22 protein-coding genes are annotated in these 19,751 nt (G+C 34.2%); 12 read left to right on the plus strand and 10 right to left on the minus strand.

Going from position 1 to position 19,751, the window contains the following annotated elements:
- Window positions 1–12 precede the first annotated feature (12 nt).
- From EGI22_RS20190 to EGI22_RS20215, 6 genes are all read right to left on the minus strand, one after another.
- A complete protein-coding gene (locus tag EGI22_RS20190; RefSeq protein WP_255070261.1) occupies window positions 13–669 on the minus strand; it encodes a DUF2807 domain-containing protein in 657 nt (218 codons plus the stop codon).
- A 211-nt stretch (window positions 670–880) separates the two neighbouring features.
- Window positions 881–1,756 (minus strand): hypothetical protein, encoded by an 876-nt coding sequence (locus tag EGI22_RS20195; protein WP_255070262.1) that lies wholly within the window; start codon window positions 1,754–1,756, stop codon window positions 881–883.
- A 389-nt stretch (window positions 1,757–2,145) separates the two neighbouring features.
- Window positions 2,146–2,787 carry a pseudouridine synthase gene (locus EGI22_RS20200; RefSeq protein ID WP_255070263.1) on the minus strand — a complete coding sequence of 214 codons (642 nt, stop codon included), beginning with the start codon at window positions 2,785–2,787 and terminating at the stop codon, window positions 2,146–2,148.
- Between the two features lie 103 nt (window positions 2,788–2,890).
- Window positions 2,891–3,337 (minus strand): thioredoxin-dependent thiol peroxidase, encoded by a 447-nt coding sequence (bcp, locus tag EGI22_RS20205; RefSeq protein ID WP_255070264.1) that lies wholly within the window; start codon window positions 3,335–3,337, stop codon window positions 2,891–2,893.
- Entirely contained in the window at window positions 3,334–5,115 is a 1,782-nt protein-coding gene (locus tag EGI22_RS20210) for a M23 family metallopeptidase (protein ID WP_255070265.1), read from the minus strand. Before EGI22_RS20210 ends, bcp begins: the two co-directional genes overlap by 4 nt.
- A gap of 87 nt (window positions 5,116–5,202) precedes the next feature.
- Window positions 5,203–5,811, minus strand: coding sequence for a fumarylacetoacetate hydrolase family protein (locus EGI22_RS20215; protein ID WP_255070266.1), 609 nt, complete (start codon window positions 5,809–5,811; stop codon window positions 5,203–5,205).
- Window positions 5,812–5,913: 102 nt separating this feature from the next.
- Between EGI22_RS20215 and EGI22_RS20220 the strand changes: the two genes are divergently transcribed.
- The 5 genes from EGI22_RS20220 (at window position 5,914) to EGI22_RS20240 (ending at window position 9,200) form a co-directional block, all read left to right on the plus strand.
- Window positions 5,914–6,747, plus strand: coding sequence for a M48 family metallopeptidase (locus EGI22_RS20220; protein WP_255070267.1), 834 nt, complete (start codon window positions 5,914–5,916; stop codon window positions 6,745–6,747).
- Between the two features lie 127 nt (window positions 6,748–6,874).
- Complete coding sequence (locus EGI22_RS20225) at window positions 6,875–7,462, plus strand: hypothetical protein (RefSeq protein ID WP_255070268.1); 588 nt, start codon at window positions 6,875–6,877, stop codon at window positions 7,460–7,462.
- Between the two features lie 54 nt (window positions 7,463–7,516).
- Window positions 7,517–8,191 carry a hypothetical protein gene (locus EGI22_RS20230; protein ID WP_255070269.1) on the plus strand — a complete coding sequence of 225 codons (675 nt, stop codon included), beginning with the start codon at window positions 7,517–7,519 and terminating at the stop codon, window positions 8,189–8,191.
- A complete protein-coding gene (locus tag EGI22_RS20235; RefSeq protein ID WP_255070270.1) occupies window positions 8,191–8,937 on the plus strand; it encodes a hypothetical protein in 747 nt (248 codons plus the stop codon). The genes EGI22_RS20230 and EGI22_RS20235 overlap by 1 nt, the downstream gene beginning before the upstream one ends.
- Window positions 8,934–9,200 carry a hypothetical protein gene (locus EGI22_RS20240; protein ID WP_255070271.1) on the plus strand — a complete coding sequence of 89 codons (267 nt, stop codon included), beginning with the start codon at window positions 8,934–8,936 and terminating at the stop codon, window positions 9,198–9,200. The genes EGI22_RS20235 and EGI22_RS20240 overlap by 4 nt, the downstream gene beginning before the upstream one ends.
- A gap of 337 nt (window positions 9,201–9,537) precedes the next feature.
- Here EGI22_RS20240 and dnaJ read toward each other — a convergent pair whose 3' ends face one another.
- Together dnaJ and EGI22_RS20250 are read right to left on the minus strand one after the other, a co-directional pair.
- A complete protein-coding gene (gene dnaJ, locus EGI22_RS20245) occupies window positions 9,538–10,695 on the minus strand; it encodes a molecular chaperone DnaJ (protein ID WP_255070272.1) in 1,158 nt (385 codons plus the stop codon).
- 193 nt (window positions 10,696–10,888) lie between these two features.
- Window positions 10,889–11,437, minus strand: a complete 549-nt coding sequence (locus tag EGI22_RS20250; RefSeq protein ID WP_255070273.1) for a nucleotide exchange factor GrpE — start codon at window positions 11,435–11,437, stop codon at window positions 10,889–10,891.
- Between the two features lie 96 nt (window positions 11,438–11,533).
- Here EGI22_RS20250 and EGI22_RS20255 point away from each other — a divergent pair, with 96 nt between their 5' ends.
- Together EGI22_RS20255 and EGI22_RS20260 are read left to right on the plus strand one after the other, a co-directional pair.
- Window positions 11,534–15,211 (plus strand): 7TM diverse intracellular signaling domain-containing protein, encoded by a 3,678-nt coding sequence (locus tag EGI22_RS20255; RefSeq protein WP_255070274.1) that lies wholly within the window; start codon window positions 11,534–11,536, stop codon window positions 15,209–15,211.
- Window positions 15,212–15,283: 72 nt separating this feature from the next.
- Entirely contained in the window at window positions 15,284–15,916 is a 633-nt protein-coding gene (locus EGI22_RS20260; RefSeq protein ID WP_255070275.1) for a response regulator transcription factor, read from the plus strand.
- On the opposite strand, the gene EGI22_RS20265 is transcribed toward EGI22_RS20260, so the two are convergent.
- Entirely contained in the window at window positions 15,917–16,252 is a 336-nt protein-coding gene (locus EGI22_RS20265) for a hypothetical protein (protein WP_255070276.1), read from the minus strand.
- On the minus strand, window positions 16,249–16,857 hold the full coding sequence (locus tag EGI22_RS20270) for a SatD family protein (protein ID WP_255070277.1): 609 nt from the start codon (window positions 16,855–16,857) through the stop codon (window positions 16,249–16,251). The genes EGI22_RS20265 and EGI22_RS20270 overlap by 4 nt, the downstream gene beginning before the upstream one ends.
- 210 nt (window positions 16,858–17,067) lie before the next feature.
- On the opposite strand from EGI22_RS20270, the gene EGI22_RS20275 reads away from it, so the two are divergent.
- The 5 genes from EGI22_RS20275 to EGI22_RS20295 all read left to right on the plus strand — a co-directional run bounded on the left by EGI22_RS20275 (window position 17,068) and on the right by EGI22_RS20295 (window position 19,721).
- On the plus strand, window positions 17,068–17,721 hold the full coding sequence (locus EGI22_RS20275; protein WP_255070278.1) for a pseudouridine synthase: 654 nt from the start codon (window positions 17,068–17,070) through the stop codon (window positions 17,719–17,721).
- A gap of 68 nt (window positions 17,722–17,789) precedes the next feature.
- Entirely contained in the window at window positions 17,790–18,197 is a 408-nt protein-coding gene (locus tag EGI22_RS20280) for a DUF6855 family protein (protein WP_255070279.1), read from the plus strand.
- Between the two features lie 5 nt (window positions 18,198–18,202).
- Entirely contained in the window at window positions 18,203–18,793 is a 591-nt protein-coding gene (locus tag EGI22_RS20285) for a Crp/Fnr family transcriptional regulator (protein ID WP_255070280.1), read from the plus strand.
- 72 nt (window positions 18,794–18,865) lie between these two features.
- Window positions 18,866–19,294, plus strand: coding sequence for a DUF2141 domain-containing protein (locus tag EGI22_RS20290; RefSeq protein WP_255070281.1), 429 nt, complete (start codon window positions 18,866–18,868; stop codon window positions 19,292–19,294).
- 1 nt (window position 19,295) lies between these two features.
- Window positions 19,296–19,721 carry an ABA4-like family protein gene (locus EGI22_RS20295; protein WP_255070282.1) on the plus strand — a complete coding sequence of 142 codons (426 nt, stop codon included), beginning with the start codon at window positions 19,296–19,298 and terminating at the stop codon, window positions 19,719–19,721.
- Window positions 19,722–19,751: the final 30 nt, after the last annotated feature.

The following is a 19,751-nucleotide window of genomic DNA, read 5'->3' on the forward strand; positions in this document are numbered from 1 at the left end:
AAACCTATTTGTTTATATTTTCCTAACGTTTCCATTTCCTATTATTCCAGATAATGGTTCTATTTTACCATTCCCCGCTTGCATAACGCTACCATTACCCGAACCATGAGCAGTAAGCGATATTTGAGAGCTAACTGTCACATTTCCATTTCCATAGCTTTTGACTTTGGCTGTTTTACTAGGAACCTTTTGGGCATTAACATTTCCATTGCCGTTTTTACTTATTAGAAGTTCGTCCACTTGGCCTTCAAGGTTTACGTTTCCATTACCGTTGTTTTCGAACATAAATAATCGACCCTGAATGCCACTTACGCTAACATTGGTATTGCCACGATGTTTTATCTCAGAGGCATAAGGCATACTGACATGGATTTTTATGTGTGTGTCTTCCAAATATAATGTGCCGTTATTATTGCCTTGCAATTTTATAGTTAATGAGCCATCTTGGTCATTTTTTATTACTCGCAGCCGCGGTTCTAAATTTTCATCTATCGAAACTTTTATCGCGTACGATTTTCCTATTTCTATTTCAATTTGACCATCAAAGTCTTCGATTCTTAATCTTTCAAAGTTCTTGTAATCGAATTCTCGGGTAAGAATTTTTCCTTTTCCATATAATTGAGCAAATGAGAAATAAGGGAATAAAAGTAAAACCAAGAGCTTTTTCATATTTGTATTTTTTTTTAAACCACACCGTTGCGATTTTGATAAGACAAATTTGATTTTAAAAATAATAGTATTCGTTTCAGATTATAAATTGAGACGTCTCATTTGATGTTTTGAAACTGAATTTTTATGAAATTAAGGCTCTTAGGAAAATAATGAAATTGTAAGGTGTTGATATTTAGTGTGTTGTAATGGGAGTGGCTAAAATAGATAACTACTTTTTGACATTATACGCCATATTCCACAATCCATTCGGTTTTAGATAGATTTCGTTTTTTTGAAAATCAAAAATGATGTTGAATCGTTTTAAAAGGTCATTGCCAAATACTTTCATCGGAATTTCTGAAGACCTGGCAGCAAAACTAACTGGAACATTTTTTAAGGTTTTCTTTCCTATTTTGATTTTTGGAAGCAGTTTGGTTTCGATCTTAAAAACATTGTTAAAAGAATCTCGCAATTCAGAAGTGCTGATGGTTTTTAAGTTTGCCATTTTATATTTTTCGGCAATTTTGGGATCTAATAAAATCGCTCCTCCGTAGCCAGAATGAAACATAAAATGGTCATTGTATATTTCTTTGCCTATCATTAAAGTTCCTTCTATAAACATACTTCCTCTCGAAAAACTCATTTTCATCTTCTGGTAACCTTTGGTTTTTTGAGGTAAGTTTTCCGAAATTATCAACAGTTTTTGGTCATAATCTATAGATACAATTTTGTTTTCAAACATATCATACCCAAACTTGCCATCTGTACCGGGGCCAGAATTGTCATCTATAAATATATCCAGATTTTCCCATTTTTGTCTTCCTATATAAAGTGAGTTGTTTTTGCTGAATTCTGTTTCTGCATTTCCACCCCAAGTTTTTATTTCTATGCCTTCTTTATCACGAAGTGGGATTTTAGTTTCTGCACTACTTTTTATGACGTTAAGGCCAGTATTGGAAGTATGAAACATTAAACTTATGGTATCAGAATTGTTTATTCGGGCATTTATACAAATATTGCTTTGTTTGTTTAAAGTGAAAGAAATGGTGTCTGCCTGTGCTACAGCAACCTGAAATGGGATTAAGAACAATAAATATTTAAGCATAAATTTGGGGGGATTAAAGTAATATCAATAATTCTAAATTACATACATTATGTGCCTTGCCAGGCGGGCATTCTTTTTTTTTGAAAAAAAAGAATCAAAAAAAACACTTTTTTTGCAATGATCCTCTGAAAAATTTCGCTAACAACGTCTTTGTTTATAAATACTCCTGAGGAAGCGAAATTTTACAACGGACTGCAAAAAAAATATAAGGACCAATTAGTATTTATTTAGAAGTCAATAAAATATTGATATTTAGCACTTTGAAATTCAAATAATTTTTTAAGTTATTAATTTTTAGTATTTTAATTTAGTCCGAAATTTTAGTAATTTATTAGATTACCATAATTGATTGAAAATAAATATTTTCACAATAAAGTTTTTTTTTCAAATCAAAGTAAATGATTTTTTTGTATTTGGGAGGAATAATTTTCAATTTTCAATTTCTCAAAAAAATCTTGTTCTGTATATTCTCTCACTTCTCCCACCGGTAAATCACCCAGTTCTAGGTCTTCTATCGAAGTTCTGATTAAGCGTTTGCATTTGTTGTTTACTGCAATTATCATTTTCCTTATCTGATGATATTTTCCTTCTGTGAGTGTCATTTTGAGCCATTTGTGTGGGTGTCGAGGATGAAGCGTATTGACAATATTGTATATTTCGTCCGGTTTTTCTATCAATTCTACCTCGCATGGGCTGGTAATCCACCAAGAATTTCCTCTTAACAATATATTTACACCTGTTCGTAAACTTTCAATGTTTTCAGTTGTCAGACAAGCGTCTACCTGAATGATATAGGTCCTTCTGTGTGGGACTTTACTTTGAAATAAGAGCTTGGTGACTTTTTTGTTTGTAGTCAATATTAATAAACCTTCAGAAAGGTTGTCGAGTCTACCGATGGCATGCGTACCTTCTGGAAAATCAAAATTGATTTTGCCCAACATATTCCCAATATCATGACCCACAAACTGCGAGACCATGTTATAAGGTTTGTTTACAATAAAATACCTGTTAGGAGCTTCCGTTTCTTGCAATTTTGAGGATTGGTTTTTGCAAAATTACATTATTCTGAATTAACTATTGGTTTATTCGAATCAGGATTGGCATTTTACCATAATCATTAAAAAAAAGCAATTCTTAAGCAATCTGCTCTGAATGTCTTTTTGACTCAACTTTCTCTATTATGTCAGAAATATTTCCGTTTTCGTCGATGATGAAAGTTGTTCTTGCTGTTCCCATGTATTTTTTGCCATACATCATTTTTTCAACCCAAACACCGTAATCATTTACCATTTTTTGAGATGAATCATCCAAAAGGTCGAATGGAAGTTCGAATTTAGTTTTAAATTTTAGATGGGATTTGGCATTGTCAATACTTACACCTAAAACGGTATATCCTTTTGCCATCAATGATTGGTAGTTGTCGCGAAGGTTACACGCTTGCGTGGTACAAGTAGGGGTATTGTCTTTTGGGTAGAAATATAAAACTACTTTTTTTTCTGCAAAATCACTCAATTTTACGGTTTCTCCGTTTTGGTTTATTGTTTCAAAATTTGGGGCTTTTTGTCCTATTTCTAGTATCATTTTTCTGTTATTTCTGTTTCGAAAGTTTGTATATTGTTACAATTGTCAGTTACTTTTAAAACTACATTTCCAAGAAAAGGTTTCGTCTGGTCTAATTTTTCTGACCAAATCATCCCATTTTTATATTCAAAATTCATCAATACCCACTCGTCATTCACAAAACATTCTATGGTTTTTATTCCTGATAAACCATCCGAAATCCTGAATTTTAAACTTTCTTGCGTAAGACCTTTTGGGGCTATAGCAGGTGGGTCAAAATCATATAAAGTTTGTATAGTACCAAACTCTCTGGTCTGAAATTTCAAAATGTTATTGGTCCATTCGCCACCCAAATACTTCATTTTGGAGCCTTTTAGATAGGCTTTGTATTTTTCAGGATTGGCAGGAATATTTGTTTTTTTCCATTCTATATCAATATAGCCTTTAAGCGGAATAATATCTTCATGAAAGTATATCTCAGATTCATTGCTTGTAATATTCACAAATTCGTCATGGTACAAATTCTCTCTGAAATTAAACTTAAGGTTTTGTTTTTCTATTCTGGGGTTTTCCTTGCTTAAATACGTATTTACAGGCATGGAGGCAATGATTCCATTAACCTGAATTGCGTCAGGTAGACCATTTTTGAGGTCCAAGATTTTTATTTTTGTTCTTTCAAATGCCTCATCAAAAGGTATTTGTGTTTGCGTATAGTTTTTAAGAATACTCAATCCGGAATATTCATTTGCAAAATCCTCAACTTCAATTTTTAAGAAATTGTCAATAATTTCCGTTTTTATTTTAGAGCTTGGAATTGAAGTATTAATAGCCTCTTTTTCTTTCAAAATCTCAAACTCAGCAAAGATGGTATTGGCAAACGCATCGCTTACTCTAAGTTCGACGATATTGCTTTCGTTCTCAATTTCAAACTTTCCATTGGTAGTATTGGTGGAATATAAATCTAGCCCATTTCCTTCCTCTACATAACATTTATGTATTTTTTGGCCAGAAGTGGTCAATTTTTCATAGTTCACATGGACATTCATGTCAAGTTTATTGTCAAACGGCATTTTGTCCAGTCGGAAATTGTACACGGGTTTATGGTTTACCACCAAATTTATTTGACTTACGCCTTGTCTGAAAGGACTATTTGAGGCCTTGTCATAAGCCAATACTTCCAATCCAAGCGTGCCTTTTGCAGTTATTTTCTGAGCGATTCTATATAAACCGTCTTTTCCTCTGACTACAGGGAAATTAAAAATTCCAAATTTTCCATTTATTCGAGCATCAGAAGACATGGTTTTTAAGGAAATAAACTGTATAATCGGCGGTGCGGTGTCCTTTAAATCAGAAAATCCGAATTGAGAAGGATCAAGAATTTCTTCTTGGGCGTTTCTAATTTCAAAATGTAAATGCGGTCCGCCCGAACCACCTGTATTTCCCGACAATGCCACTATTTCTCCTTTTCTAACAGGAAACTGATTGGGCTCAAGTTCAAAATCAATCTCCCATGTTTTTTGAGCATATTGTTGACGCACCAAATACTTTTGAAGTGTGTCGTTGAAAACCTTCAAATGAGCATAAACCGTAGTGTAGCCATTAGGATGCGTAATATAAAGGGCATTCCCATAGCCTCCATTTTGGATTTTAATTCTAGAAACATAGCCTGCTGCGGCTGCATGTACGTTTTTGCCTTCAACGCCGCCCGTTCGGATATCAAGACCAGCATGGAAATGGTTGGTTCGGATATCTCCAAAGCAACCTGACAGTGAAGTGCGTTGGCCTGGCTGTATAGGCATTAAAAAGTAACCTTTCGGAAACTTTGACTGAGAAAAAGATGAAAAATTTATTAAAAAAAGGAAAACACAAACACTTAAAAATCTCATTTATTTTATTTCAAAATCCAACATCACTTTATCTTCTATTTTTCCTACCAATCTATCGCCGATTTTAACTGCCGAAACACCGGCCGGCGTTCCTGTAAATATCAAATCTCCGGTTTTTAAAGTAAAATATTGGGAAATGAAACTTATCAAATAATCAAACGTATAAAGCATCATGCTGGTATTACCAGTTTGTTTTCTTTCGCCATTTATGTCAAGTGAAAAATTAAGATTATTCATTTCAATTCCTTCTTTCGAAATAAACTCGGAAATAGGAGCGGAGTCATTGAATCCTTTCGCAAGGTCCCATGGCAAACCTTTGGCTTTGAGTTTTGACTGGATATCACGAGCCGTAAAATCTATTCCTAGGCCAATCTCATCATAATATTTATGAGCAAATTTCTCTTCAATATTTTTTCCAATTTTCGAAATTTTCAATACAATTTCCACCTCATGGTGAATGTCTTGTGAGAAAGCTGGATAATAAAAAGGCTCATTGTTTTTTAAAATGGCCGTTTCAGGTTTCGAAAAAATTACTGGCTGATCTGGTTTCTCATTGTTCAGTTCGGCTATGTGCTCCACATAATTGCGTCCTACTGCTAATATTTTCATATAATTAGAATTACTTTTTCACAAAAATAAGTCTAAGCTATTAAATCTATCAATTAATTTAGCGTTATTATACTTTAATTTATAAAATTATACATTCAGAAAATGAACAAAACACTTAAACTTGTGATAACTGTGCTTGTGATGGGCACTTTCTTTTGGGCTTGCCAACGTGTGCCTTTGACAGGCAGAAAGCAATTTGTTGGCTTAGTTTCTGGGGACCAGATGATGACATTAAGTTTTCAGCAGTACAAAGGTTTTTTGGATACAGTAAAGCAAGTACCAGCTGGCAAAGCGGATGCTCAACAGGTGTCTAGAGTTGGAGAGAGAATCAAAAAAGCAGCTGAAGATTATTTAATTCAGCAAAATATGGGTTCGGCATTGGACGGATATCAGTGGGAGTTTCGTACAGTGGAGTCTAAAGAGTTGAACGCTTGGTGTATGCCTGGAGGCAAAGTGTGTTTTTATACAGGTATATTGCCAATATGTAAAGGAGATGCAGGAATAGCGGTAGTAATGGGGCACGAAGTGGCTCATGCAATAGCTGAGCACGGCCGTGAGCGTATGAGCAGGGCAATGATGGCTCAAGGCTTAACACAAGTGGGTGCTGTAGCGGCTGGAGTTGCCACAGGCGACCAAAGAGTAATGGAAGCTGCAGGCCAAGTGTTGGGGATAGGTACTCAACTCGGAGGTGTTTTACCAAACAGTAGAAAACAAGAATCAGAAGCAGACAAAATCGGCTTGATTTTTATGGCTATGGCGGGTTATGACCCACATGAAGCCGTTGCTTTTTGGCAAAGAATGGAAGAGGCAGGTAAAAATTCTCAAAAACCACCGAAATTATTGTCTACGCACCCTGCTGATGCTTCTCGTATAGCTGATTTACAAGCCAATATGGACAAGGCGATGAAATATTACTATGCTTATGGCAACAAATAATTAGATTAGAATTTCTAATTTTAATAAAGAAAATCCTTCCTGACGAAAATTCAGGGAGGATTTTTTATACCAAGCCACATTTTTGGAACGTTTATTGAATTAATGTTGAAAACAAAAACACGCCTTAATGCATAAAATACTATTGCTTTCGGTTTTTGTAGGACTGTTGAGTTCTTGTCAAAAATTTGAAAGCTTCCAAGAAAACGACCCTTCCTATGCCAACGAAGGGTATTTTATTAAGACTTCACTAAAAAAAACGGATTTGGGTTTGCTCAAACTTGAGAATCCCCGTGTTTTGGAAAATCCTTCAGATATGTTTGTAGATGGTAAATACTTGTACATCGCCGAGTATGCAAAAGGTATCCAAATTTATAGCGATCCAGAATCGGCCAATCCCCAGGCTTTGTATTTTATTTCAATTCCTGCCATTAGAAAATTTACAGTTAAAGACGGCCACATTATCTGTGACAATGGCAACGATTTGATAGCTTTTAGAATTTCGGGTTTTGATAAGTTAGAGCTGTATCCTGGGAAAGAGGATTCTGTTTTGGCTGTTTCAAGCAATTTCGGCTTAATTAACCGTAAAGCAGATTTGTTCTCATTTCCCAATTATCCGATTGAGCGAAATGTGTATTTTGAGTGTCCCGATTCGGTAGATTTTGTGGTGGAATGGGAAAAGAAAGTGATTGATAAAAAGTTAAATTGTTACAGATAAGCTATGCGTTGGATATATTTAATATTGATTTTTGCGTTTTTTTCCTGTTCAAAAATGGAAGAAATAGGCTCTTTACGAATTTTGGGAAGCAATACTGAAGTAAACTTTTTCAATGAAACCACCGACCAACAAAATGTATTTTTGAAAAAGAATGAATTGTATTTTCTTAATTCAAATTTTGTATCTAACCTGAATCTAACCAAATACTCGGCTGATTCCGTAGAAATAGAAAGCATTGCGGGTAACTCGGATACTTTGTTGTTGATGACTAAAACGGGTTTGCAAATTTATTTTCCTCAAATAAAAAAAACTAACCAGCTGAAAAACTACAATTTCAGCATCTGTGATAAAATGGCAATTTTGGATAGTTTTGTGGTTGTTTCAAATGGTAATACTAATTGCCAACCAAATATAGTCTCCAAGGTATTTTTGTTTAAAATAAATGCAGCTACAGAGCTTCTTTATTTAAATGATTTTCAATCAGACCCAATAATTGACACAAAGGTTTTAAATAGAAAAATAGTAATGCTCTCAAGCTCGGGAAGTTTAGGAGTTTATGAAATAAAAAATGGAGAAGAATTGGTAAGGCGATCAGAAAAGACAATCGAAAAAGCAGAGTTTTTTAGAGTATTTCCAAATTCAAATAAAATTTTGGTAAAATCGCCTTCAGGCATAAGCCAATTCAAAGTTTTGCCTGATTTTTCATTGGAAAAAATAAATGAAATTTAATGAGAAAGTTTTATAAAATATTGTTTTTTGTCGGCATAGTAAGCTTTTCTCATGCTCAGATGGCAGCTGTGGAGGCTACTGAGCCAATTGCATCTCGTGATCCTGTTAAGTTTACTCATATTCCGTTTTTGTTGCTGAGATTTAATCCAACTGCTTTGTTTGGGTATAACAATACCTTACAGTATGGGGCTGAACTAGCACCTCCTTTCGGCAAATTCAGTTTTAGTTTTGATTATGGAAAAGGAAAGGGGTCCGGAAATTTCAATAAATATGTAAAGAAAAACCAAGCAGAAAATTTGAATAAAGAGTTTAGAGGCGAGATAAAAATGTATTTCTCTGATTGGTTTCCGTTTTATGCCTTAGATAAAAAACCTTTTGGTAGGTATTATTCTATCGAATATGTTCAAGGTCAATATGATAGAACGGTTGATATGGCAACTGGTGTTGGTGGAACAACTTTACCCTCATTCGCAAAATTTGAAAATGTGGCATATACCGAAAAAACTCAGGCTGTTCATCTTAAATTTGGAAAGCATATTCATTTGCACAAGCATTTGTTTTTGGATGCTTACGCTGGTTTGGGAATGGGAAAATATACGAGTATTGACGCCGCCGCAAGCACGGACGACTTGGAAAACGTGCCTTTGCATTTTGGTTTTTTGAGCAATAAAAGTCTTAGACAACCTGGGACCAAAGGCTTATATTTTAGTAAAACGGCAGGGATTAGAATAGCGATACCATTATGAAAAAGTTAATATTATTGATATTTGTTGTAGTTTCTATGGGTTCTTGCTGGGCTCCCAGATGCCCAATGCAAACTTGCCACGTAAGAATGGAACATCAACATGGGGACCTGGTAACAGGAGTGTTCGCTGGTAGATATCTATATCCGCCAAGAGTTCATTTTCTTTGGGACAAAAACAAAGGACAAAAAGTGCCAGATGCTGTCTTGGCTCCAAAAGGTGGTAATAGAAAAGCTAGGAAGAAGTTTCCATGGGAGAAGTGGTAAGTTGGTAAGTTAGTAAGTTTGAAAGTTAGTAAGTTGGAAAGTTAGAATTTGGTAATTTGGTAAGTTGGAAAGTTTGAAAGTTGGAAAGTTTGAAAGTTTGAAAGTTTGAAAGGTGGTAAGTTTGAAAGGTGGAAAGTTAGTATTTGGAAAGAGGAAGTAGATTGGTACTTGAAAAGTTTATTTTAGAAATGAAAATAGATTTTCGATTGATTAATAAAAGACTTTAAATATTGCATAATAACGATTGTTTTTAATTTCTTGCAAAATAAAAAAAACTCTGATTTAGTAGCTAAAATTGCTCAAAATCAGAGTTTTGTATTTGGATTCTATAGTTTGCTTATTTGAAGAAATCCTTCATTTTATCGAATATGCTTTTGTTGTCAGAGCCTACCTTCGGCATAAAGTTTGGCGAGTCTCTTAGCTTTTCTAAGATTGCTTTTTCGTCTGAACTCACACTTTTTGGTGTGTAAATATTCACATAAATTAACTGGTCACCTGTTCCGTAGCCATTGATATCCTTAAATCCTTTGCCTTTTAATCTTAACACTTCTCCAGCCTGAGTGCCAGGTTTAATATGTATTTTTACTTTTCCGCTCACTACCGGAATCTCCACTTCTTTACCTAAAACCGCATCTACAAAGTTTAGAGGAAGGTCAAAGATGATATTGTTTCCGTCGCGTTTCAATTGTGGATGCTCTTCTTCCTCTATCTGAATCAAAAGATCTCCAGCTATTCCACCTCTTGCAGGTACGTTTCCTTTGCCTGACATCGACAATTGCATACCTTCGGCAACTCCTGCAGGTATTTTTATTGAAATCATGTCTTCCTCCAGTACTCTACCTTCGCCAAAACACGACTCACAACGGTCTAATACCACTTTGCCTTCACCATTACATACGTGGCAAGTATTGGTAGTGACCATCTGACCCAACATGGTCTGCTGTACACGTCTTATTTGTCCAGAACCTTGGCAAGTTCCACATGTTTGAAGCGATGTGCCATGTTTTGAACCATTTCCAGTACAAACTTTACATGCAACATAGCGTTTTACTTTTATTTTCTTTTCTACACCATTGGCTATTTCTTCTACATTCAGCTTCAATTTTATTCTTAAATCAGAGCCTTTTCTGACAGCTTTACGACCACCGCCGCTTCGACCACCGCCGCCAAAGAAACTGCCAAATGGGCTTCCATCGCCAAAAATATCGCCAAACTGAGAGAAGATGTCTTCCATGTTTACGCCTCCTTGGCCGCCAAAACCGCTGGCACCACCAACGCCTTCATGTCCGAACCTGTCATATCTTGCCTTTTTGTCAGGGTCTGACAAAACGCCATAAGCCTCAGCTATTTCTTTAAACTTTTCTTCCGCCTCTTTGTCGCCAGGGTTTTTATCTGGATGGTACTTTATGGCTAATTTTCTGTACGCCTTCTTTAGTTCATCTGTGGTTACACTCTTTGCAACTCCCAACAACTCATAATAATCCTTTTTTGCCATATTTCTTTAGCTTGTAGCCAAACATTTCCGATGGCTATCGGTATATTTTGCTATATTTATTTATAATTCGCTTTTATTAAGGAATTTTGTTTTAAAGAAAATTTGAACTGGTTAAGTTGAAAATTATGTAAATTTTCGATTAACCTAATTGATCAAATAACCAATTTTTCAATTTCCCAAAAAACACAATTAATCAACTACCTACTACCACTTTAGCGTATCTAATTACTTTATCGTTAAGGTAATAGCCTTTTTCAACTTCGTCAACTACCTTTCCTTTCTTTTCTTCTCCAGCAGCAAATTGCGTTATACATTCGTGCAATTCCACATCGAAAACTTGGTCTTTTGAATCCATAGCTTTAAGGCCTTTGCTAGTCAAAGTCTTTTGAAATTTGTTGAATATCAAGTCAATACCCTCTTTAATTGCTTTTACGTCATCAGAGGTTTCCATTGATTTTTGAGCTCTTTCAAAATCGTCCAATACAGGGATTAGTTCTTTCATTAAGCCTTCAGTGGCATTCATGATTGTGTCGATTTTTTCTTTCGCTGTACGTCTTCTATAATTTTCAAACTCTGAGTAAAGTCTGATATATTTATCTTTCGCTTCAGCAACTTCAGCTTCTAACTTATGAGTTTCACCTATTATTTCCTCAAAAACCTCTGATTCGTTCACAGGAGACTCATTTTCGTTTGATTGGTCTGTTGTTTTCAATTCTTCTTCTTCTTGATTATCCTTTTTCATACTAAAACGTTAAAATTTCTTAGATTTGTCATCAATAATTAAACCATTCGCTAGTTTTCTGCCAAAGTGGCAGAGCTATTGTTTGAAAATCAATACATGAAGACACTAAAAATATTTCTAATATTATGTATTTCAATGTCGAGTTTTAGCCAAAAACTAAAATACAGGATTGAGCATATTGGTGCAGAAAATGGTCTTTCCCAGGGATCTGTATATTCTATGTATAAAGATTTGGAAGGTAATATGTGGTTTGGAACAATGGATGGGCTGAATTTTTGGGATGGACAAAAAATGAAAGTCTATTATCCTTCAAAAAATAATAAATTCACTATTGACGGCATAGAAATAAAAAAGATAATTGGATATCAGGAGAATATTATTTTGATAGGAACTGAAAACTGTTTGAATGTTTTTGATAGAAACACCGAAAAGTTTAAGAAGATTTATTTTAGAAACAAAGAAGGGATTGTTGAAAAAAATGAGGTTTTCCCTCTAAGTGTTTTGGGAGAAGAACTGACACTTTGGGTTAGCAAAGTTGGCCTCTTGACCTATAATTTTATAACCAAAAAACAAAAAATACTAGTTTCGGAAGAAAAATATACCACCGATTATTTTAGCAATGTAAATACTACTCAAAATGATCAAGGTAAAAACGTATGGATTCATGCCGAAGATGGTTTGCTAAGATATAACCTTGAATCAGAGAAAATAAGTTATTTTTTTTCAAAAAATAAGCAAAATCTTGTAGGAAAGCCCGAAGAAATAGTAAAGATTCATATTAAAAACAATTTCGTTTGGATTGGCACTTTTGATGGGGTAATTAGATTGGATACCAAAAATTTTGCCATAAAAAGATGGAATAAATTTAAAGAAAATAAAGAAATAGGTCACATTTTCGATATTTCATCAGATAGGAAAGGTAATATTTGGCTTGGGACTGAGAAAAATGGACTATTGTTTTTTGATGTACAGAATGAAACATTTGAACAAATTTCAGCTAAAAGTAATTTCTCGAATTTTAAGCTTCACAATGACGAAGTTAGTTTTGTATTTGTAGATAATGATGGAATTGTTTGGGCCAACACCGACCCATATGGTATTGATAAAATCCAAATCCTTCCTGGAAATTTCGGAACTTATAGGTTGAATTTAGAAGGCAAATTGCCAGAAAGTATGCAGAATTTTTCAATTAGAACTATTCTGCAAGATGGCGACGCTTTATGGCTAGGAACACAGCAGTCGGGTATTTGGAAAGTTAATGCCTCTGATTTAAGTATCGTTAAAGGTTTCTATAATTTGAATACGAAAATTTTGCCTTCTAATACGATAAGATATACACATAAAGATAAAAATGGGACTATTTGGGTAGGAACTTCGGAGGGTTTGGCTTATCTCGAAAATGGGCGATTTAAAGAAGTTTTAGGGAAAAAAAGTAAAATGTCCTTGAATTTTATACGAGTTATTGAGGAGTATGGAAATAATCTTTGGGTAGGTACAGAATCAGGGATTTTTAAAGTTAATAAAAAGAGTCATTTGCAAGAATTGAGCTCAGTTTTTCAAGAAAAAAGGGTTTCTATGATAAGGTTTTTGTCAAATAAGAGACTTTTAATAGGTGTATATAATGATGGATTATATGAGCTAAATACACAAGATGATTTTAAAACCTATAGCACAAAGAAAATCTTCGATTCTTGTATACCAATTGTGATGAAAACCATAGGTAACTTCGCTTGGATTGGTACATCTAAAGGTTTGGTGAGGTTAGATATAGAAAAAGGGAGTCTTAAATGGTACAAAAGAGAGGAAGGACTACCGAGTGAGTTTATATATGCAATAGAAGTCGATGAGAAAAATAAATTGTGGTTAAGCACGAATAAAGGAATTGTTAAATTTGATCCTGAAGCGGCTGTTTTTCACACTTTTAATATGAACGACGGTTTGCAAGGGTTTGAGTTTAATGGTTATAGTTCTTATAGGGATTCTTTGTCGGGAGTGATGTATTTTGGAGGCATTAGTGGAATGAATTATTTTAAACCAAATGAAATAAATCTACCTTCTAAGATTGAAAATAATATTTTAAAAAATAGCCTAAAAAGTCTTGAACCTACAGATTATCAGGTGTTTTTAGATAAAAAACTAGCATTTACAAGGCCGGAAATTAAAAAAAGTGAATTTTCAAACTCATTCCATCGTTTAAACGGTCCATTGCCCAATTTTCTTTATACTGATGCAAACGGCTGGGTTAAATTTGATTTAAGTAATGAGTCTAACCAAAAGTGGTATTTAGAAGTAGAAAATACACGCTTGAGTGAGGTAGAGATTTGGATTTTTGAAAAAAGTAAAGAAATTTATTATGCTAAGACGGGTGATAACTTGCCCTTTGAGAAATATCTCCTAAAAGACCCCAATCCGACATTCGAATTAAACCTTATTGAAAATCAGCAGTATGAAATCTATCTCAAAGCCAATACAAGTCGGGACTTGAAACTCCCGATTAAGATATGGAATGAATCTGCCATAAGTGAGCATCAGAGCAATAGGAAGTTTGTTTGGGGTATTTTTATTGGATTTATCATTTTGATTTCTTTCTATAACCTATTTCTATGGATTACCATCAAAGACCAAACATATCTGTATTACATGATTTATATTTTGTCTTTCGGATTATTTCAGTTTTCTATTTATGGTTTTGCCTTCCAATATTTTTGGTCTAACCATCCATTTAACCAGTATGCTTTTTTAATGTTTTTGTATTTATCGTATATATTTATAACGCTATTTACTGAGAAATTTCTTGATTTAGACCAAAAACTGAGAAATTGGAAAGCGATGAAAATTTTAATTTTAATTAGCTCAATAGGTTTGTTAATAATAACACCTTTTTGGCACCCTAATCAGATTAATTATTTTGCTATTGCCCTTAGTTTGATGTTTAGTTTTCTTTATTATTTGATATGTTATGTCTACATAAAAGCTCGCAATCCGCTAATATTTTACTATGCATTGGCTATCTTTTTTTTAACGTCAGCTTCCACCATACTAGCTTTGCAAAACTTGGGAATCATCAGTTCTTTAAATCAGGAATATGTATTAATGACCGGCTCGATGATAGAAATCGTATTGTTTTCCTTAGCACTTGGCTATAAGTTCAGACAAAACCTCCTTGAAAAGGAGCGACAACAATTACTACGAAACCAGATTTCGGGCGATCTTCATGATGATTTAGCGGCGTCTTTGAGTAGTCTCACCATGTATGCTGAACTTAGCAAAAGAAGGGTAAAGGAAGACATCGAACTCACGGATAGACTGCAGACAATCGCCGAAAAATCAAGAGGAATATTGGCTAAAGTGAGAAATGCAGTATATGAATTAAACCCCTCCAATGACCAAGAAGATGGTTGGCTAGAGCGAATTATAGATTTCGGGAGAGAAATATTCGAAAGTAAAAATATTGATTTCAAGGCGGATATAAATGAAAATTTCGATTCCATAAGTCTAAATCCTGCAAGTAGAAGAGAGCTAATGTATCTTTTCAAAGAAGCGATGAATAATTCGGCCAAATATTCTAATGCTGATTCGGTATTGTTTTCAGCTATTAAGAAAAACGGACATCGGTTTATGTCACTGAAAGACAATGGCTTGGGTTTTGAAAGCTCTCTCGTTAAAAAGGGAAATGGCTTAGATAATATGAGAAAAAGAGCAGAGAAGTTAGGAGCTGGTTTAGAAATAATTTCATCACCAGATAGCGGCACCGAAATAAAAATAAGATTGTAACCTACTATAATTAATAGGTTTAGAATCGTTGATGTTTTTAGATATTTGTGGATAGTTAGACGAATAAATTTAATGATAAGAGTAAGTTTATATGAGGATGTGTGCGACATTCGGGAGCTTTTGGAAGAAACGATTTCCACTGCATCTGATATGGTATTGATTGGTTCTCATGAGAAAGCGGTTGATATTTTGGAAAATACGCGGAAAGAAAAACCCGATGTGATTTTGCTCGATATTCAGATGCCTGGCATAAGTGGCATAGAAGCAGCCTTGTTGGTAAAAGAAAAATATCCGTACATTCAGATTTGTATGCAGACAGTTTTTGAGGATAATGAGAAAATTTTTGCGGCGATTTGTGCTGGTGCAAGTGGCTATATCCTGAAAGCTTCCCCTCCCGAAAAATATGTGGACGCCATTATTGATACTTATCAGGGCGGCTCGGCTATGAGTCCGAGTATAGCCAGAAAAGTGTTGAGTATGTTCCAGAATCAAAATGCTAGAGTCAAAGAATTTGTAGAACTTACCGCATCTGAGAAAAAAGTGCTCGATCTGTTGGTTAAAGGTTTGAGCTATAAGTTAATAGCTTCGGAATTAAATATTAGTTTTCCAACAGTCAATTTTCACCTAAAAAATATTTATAAAAAACTCCATGTAAACTCTGCGAATGAGGCTATTAGGATGGCTATGCAGAATAAATTGGTGTGATTATCTAGGAAAAAAATACTTCAAAAGTTCCACATAAGCTATTGCGGCAATTACAGACACGAAATTGCCAAACAGATAAAAATCATTGAATTTGTTTTGGTCAGACTCCGCCTTTTCGGTATGTTTGAGCCGTGTGGCCAGTTTTACGGCACTGAAAAATGTTAAAGCATGCGGATAGCCAAAATATAAAGAAATCACTAAGAAAAGTCTTTCGAAAAGCCCTTTTACGATGGAAATGAAGTCGAGCCCAAGTTTTTTGTAGAAGATTTGCGAAATGGCAGAAAATGCAAATGCCAGTACAATTTCAGAAATCAAAAGTATAACAAATGCAATCATTTAGATAAATAAGATATGAGGTTTTTTATGGCAAAATAAGAAGAAATGTTTAGACTTTTTTCTTTTTTCCAGATTTGTGAACGTGTTATGCCTGTTTTTGTGGCAATGATCTTATAGTCTTGGTATTGAATAAACTGTGAAACCAGTTTTTTGTCTGCTTCAGAAGTCCATCTATTTTGTAAGTTTTGCAGTATTTCAAAGGCGTCGTTTAATGCTTTGCTTTTATCTTCTTTTTCAGCTGCTATCTCAAACCTTTGCTCTTTCTTTTTTAAGTTTTCAAGCATTTTTCTTGCGTGGCTTAAGCCATCTCCAAGCATTCCGTAGGCTATTTCGGAATTTATTGGAGTGTCTATTTTGCCAAAATTTATTATATATCTTAGGCTAAAATTTGCATTTTCTTTCATTAGGAGCTCCTCTAGGGTTATTATGATTTCTGTGCTTATTTTCAGGCTTTTAGCTATGCCTTGAAACTCATCACCAAGGGTAATTGTAAGCGGGGAAATGAGTTTTTTTTTGAATTTTTCATTTATGTAAGCTACATTTTTTTTGAAATCTTCTTGAAGGGTAAGTCCTTGATAATCACTACTATTTATTATGTCTGCCATGATTATCCATTGAAAATTTTTATTTTTTACTGACATTTCTTCTATTTTTTATTTCAAAAATATTGAAATTATTTGGTTTATTTCAATAAAAGTGAAATTTTTTAGTTTATTTCATTAAAAGTGAAATAAAAATTATGTCTTTTGTTAATAAAAAATGAATATATTTGAGAAAAAAAGAATTTGAGTTTTCGGAATAAGCTGCAGTATTTTTTGGTTAAAAAGCTTGAGATTTCTAATAGAGATGCTCAAAAACTATTAATTGAACGGAAAATCTATCTGAATGGCGAACCTACATCGGCTAATTTAGAGATAAAAGCCGAAGACGAAATATTATATAATGGTAATGTTTTGCAAGCTGCAAAAATCTTTAAATACATAGCTTTTTACAAACCAAGAGGCATAGAAACTACTCTCAACCAAAACATTGGCGAAAATTTAGCCAATATATTACCGTTTCAAGATGTCTTCCCAGTTGGCAGGCTGGACAAAGCTTCTGAAGGGCTTTTGTTGTTGACAGACGACGGAAGACTGTATGACAAAGTTTTAAGAAACGAACATAAAACTGAAAAAGAATATCAGGTACAATTAGACAAACCGATAGATGAGGAGTTTCTCAAAAATATGGCAAATGGAGTGAAAATAATGGGAAAGACTACATTGTCGTGTAGGTTGAAAAAGATTGATAATCAAATGTTTAGTATAGTTTTGGTGCAGGGGCTCAATCGGCAAATCAGACGAATGTGCTATAAGTTAGGCTATGAAGTACTTTATTTGAAAAGAAACAGGATTGGGAATTTAGAGTTAGGAGAATTAAAGCCTGGTGAATGGCGGCATATAGATATTAAAACGGTTTTTAAAAAATAATTATTTTGTTATATATTATCTGAAGGAAAAATATTTAATTTGTTGAAAATCAATCTGATATTACAATTATGAAAAACAAAATTGGTACAAAAGATAATCCAATGGTGCTAAAAACACCACCATTAACTTCAGAATATACAATGCATGTAGACGAAAAAGATGGGAAAGAGATTTTGGTGTGTACAGTTGGGAAAACGGTATTGCATTATAATATAAATATTATCAACGATTTACACGTTATGTTAAAAAAACATGGCGATTGGATGGAGCTGGCAAGTGCGGACGAACAAAAGCCGGCAAAAGAAGGTACAGTGGAGGCATGGGGAAGAGCTGAAAACAATCCTGTAGGAGGATGGTATGGCTTAAAAAAAGGCTTTAGAGGAAGAGTAGGGATGTATATTCCACCGTTGATGGAGGCATTGGGACTGGCAGAAGTAAGCCATAATCCCAAAGGGAATCAAATGAAAGCGATTTAATAGCTATGCAAAAAGCTATTGAAGTATTTCGGCAGCATTATGTCCAGGTTTGCCCTGAAATTACAAACGAGGAATTGGATTTTGTGTCTGAAAATCTGACCATTAGTGAGTTTAAAGCAAAAGATTATTATTTAAAAAACGGAGACGTACAGTATTCCTTGGGTTTTTTGGTAGAAGGTTTAATGAAATCTTTTTATATTGATCAGGCTGGCAACGAAATAACGGTATGGTTTACCAAAGAAAACGAATATGCCACAGATTATCCAGCTTTTATTCGTCAAATACCAGCAAAATACCATGTGCAGTGCCTAGAGCCTTGTTTAGTGGTGAATTTGCCTTATGAAGACGTACAGACAGGATATGCCAAATACAAAACCATTGAGAGGTACGGAAGGCTGGTGACAGAGGAGGTATTGATACAGCAACAATCGAGATTGGAAAGTTTTTTGTTTCAAAATGCGGAACAACGCTATTTGGATTTTATACAAACTAATCCTACTTTGTTTAACCGTGTTTCTCTTACAGACTTGTCCTCCTATTTGGGAATTGAACGACAGTCACTGAGCAGAATTAGAAAATCTATTTCTCAAAAATAATTTTGTCACATTTGTGACATGTAAATAAACTGAACACTGTTCATCTTTGTGAACAATTTTAAATTTTTAAAAATGAAAGTATTAAATATTGTAAGTTTTTTGATGATTTCTTTTTTTTGTTATGGGCAAACTAAACCTGAATTTAATCTTAAGATTCAAAATATAAAAAATACCAATGGCACACTCAGGATTGCTTTTTTCAAGAAAGGCTCTGACTTTCCGCATCACAGCGGAATATCATTTGCGAAAGAAGTGAAAATAAGTAAAGCAGGAGAGGTGGAAACAAAATTTAGCGATGTGCCCCATGGAGAATATGCAGTCGCAATTTTTCATGATGAAAATGGCAATAAGAAATTAGATAAGAATATTGTAGGCATACCAACAGAGCCTTATGGTTTCACAAGAAATTTTAAACCGAAATTTTCAGCACCGGTTTTTACGGATTGCAATATCGTATTCAATCAAACAAGTAACTCGTTTATTATTAAATTATTAGACTAATATGGATGCTTCAGCGATTTTTTCTTTTGGAAACACATTTGTGCTTTTAGGTTGGATACTTTTAATATTTTTACCTAACTGGAAGTACACCCAAACGGCTATTTTGAGTGGAATGATTGTGCTTTTTGCCATTCTTTATAGCTATTTGATTTTGAGAGATATTGGAGATTTTAAGGCGGATAGTTTTAGTACTTTAGCCAACGTAAAAGCACTTTTTCAAAACGACAATGCGGTGGCTGCTGGTTGGCTACATTACTTGGCTTTTGATTTGTTTGTAGGAGCTTACATAGTCAGAAAAAGCAAATCTCTCGGAATTTCAAGGTGGTTATTTTCCATTGCTTTGCCTTTTACCTTTATGTTTGGTCCTATGGGTTATTTGATATTTTTTATCATTAAAAGCATTAAGTCCAAGTCCTTGGCATCATAAATTTAAGTTTTATTTTTTATATAAATATAT

It is taken from the genome of Lacihabitans sp. LS3-19 (assembly GCF_024343575.1).
GTDB lineage: Bacteria > Bacteroidota > Bacteroidia > Cytophagales > Spirosomataceae > Leadbetterella.

Coding starts and splice junctions, on each gene's coding strand:
- EGI22_RS20255 (WP_255070274.1), top strand. CDS start 11,534: ATGAAGACACTAAAAATATTTCTAATATTATGTATTTCAATGTCGAGT.
- EGI22_RS20260 (WP_255070275.1), top strand. CDS start 15,284: ATGATAAGAGTAAGTTTATATGAGGATGTGTGCGACATTCGGGAGCTT.
- EGI22_RS20195 (WP_255070262.1), bottom strand. CDS start 1,756: ATGCTTAAATATTTATTGTTCTTAATCCCATTTCAGGTTGCTGTAGCA.
- bcp (WP_255070264.1), bottom strand. CDS start 3,337: ATGATACTAGAAATAGGACAAAAAGCCCCAAATTTTGAAACAATAAAC.
- EGI22_RS20220 (WP_255070267.1), top strand. CDS start 5,914: ATGAACAAAACACTTAAACTTGTGATAACTGTGCTTGTGATGGGCACT.
- EGI22_RS20285 (WP_255070280.1), top strand. CDS start 18,203: ATGCAAAAAGCTATTGAAGTATTTCGGCAGCATTATGTCCAGGTTTGC.
- EGI22_RS20215 (WP_255070266.1), bottom strand. CDS start 5,811: ATGAAAATATTAGCAGTAGGACGCAATTATGTGGAGCACATAGCCGAA.
- EGI22_RS20230 (WP_255070269.1), top strand. CDS start 7,517: ATGGAAGAAATAGGCTCTTTACGAATTTTGGGAAGCAATACTGAAGTA.
- EGI22_RS20265 (WP_255070276.1), bottom strand. CDS start 16,252: ATGATTGCATTTGTTATACTTTTGATTTCTGAAATTGTACTGGCATTT.
- EGI22_RS20270 (WP_255070277.1), bottom strand. CDS start 16,857: ATGGCAGACATAATAAATAGTAGTGATTATCAAGGACTTACCCTTCAA.
- EGI22_RS20295 (WP_255070282.1), top strand. CDS start 19,296: ATGGATGCTTCAGCGATTTTTTCTTTTGGAAACACATTTGTGCTTTTA.
- EGI22_RS20280 (WP_255070279.1), top strand. CDS start 17,790: ATGAAAAACAAAATTGGTACAAAAGATAATCCAATGGTGCTAAAAACA.
- EGI22_RS20210 (WP_255070265.1), bottom strand. CDS start 5,115: ATGCCTATACAGCCAGGCCAACGCACTTCACTGTCAGGTTGCTTTGGA.
- EGI22_RS20225 (WP_255070268.1), top strand. CDS start 6,875: ATGCATAAAATACTATTGCTTTCGGTTTTTGTAGGACTGTTGAGTTCT.
- EGI22_RS20290 (WP_255070281.1), top strand. CDS start 18,866: ATGAAAGTATTAAATATTGTAAGTTTTTTGATGATTTCTTTTTTTTGT.
- EGI22_RS20235 (WP_255070270.1), top strand. CDS start 8,191: ATGAGAAAGTTTTATAAAATATTGTTTTTTGTCGGCATAGTAAGCTTT.
- EGI22_RS20240 (WP_255070271.1), top strand. CDS start 8,934: ATGAAAAAGTTAATATTATTGATATTTGTTGTAGTTTCTATGGGTTCT.
- EGI22_RS20190 (WP_255070261.1), bottom strand. CDS start 669: ATGAAAAAGCTCTTGGTTTTACTTTTATTCCCTTATTTCTCATTTGCT.
- EGI22_RS20250 (WP_255070273.1), bottom strand. CDS start 11,437: ATGAAAAAGGATAATCAAGAAGAAGAAGAATTGAAAACAACAGACCAA.
- dnaJ (WP_255070272.1), bottom strand. CDS start 10,695: ATGGCAAAAAAGGATTATTATGAGTTGTTGGGAGTTGCAAAGAGTGTA.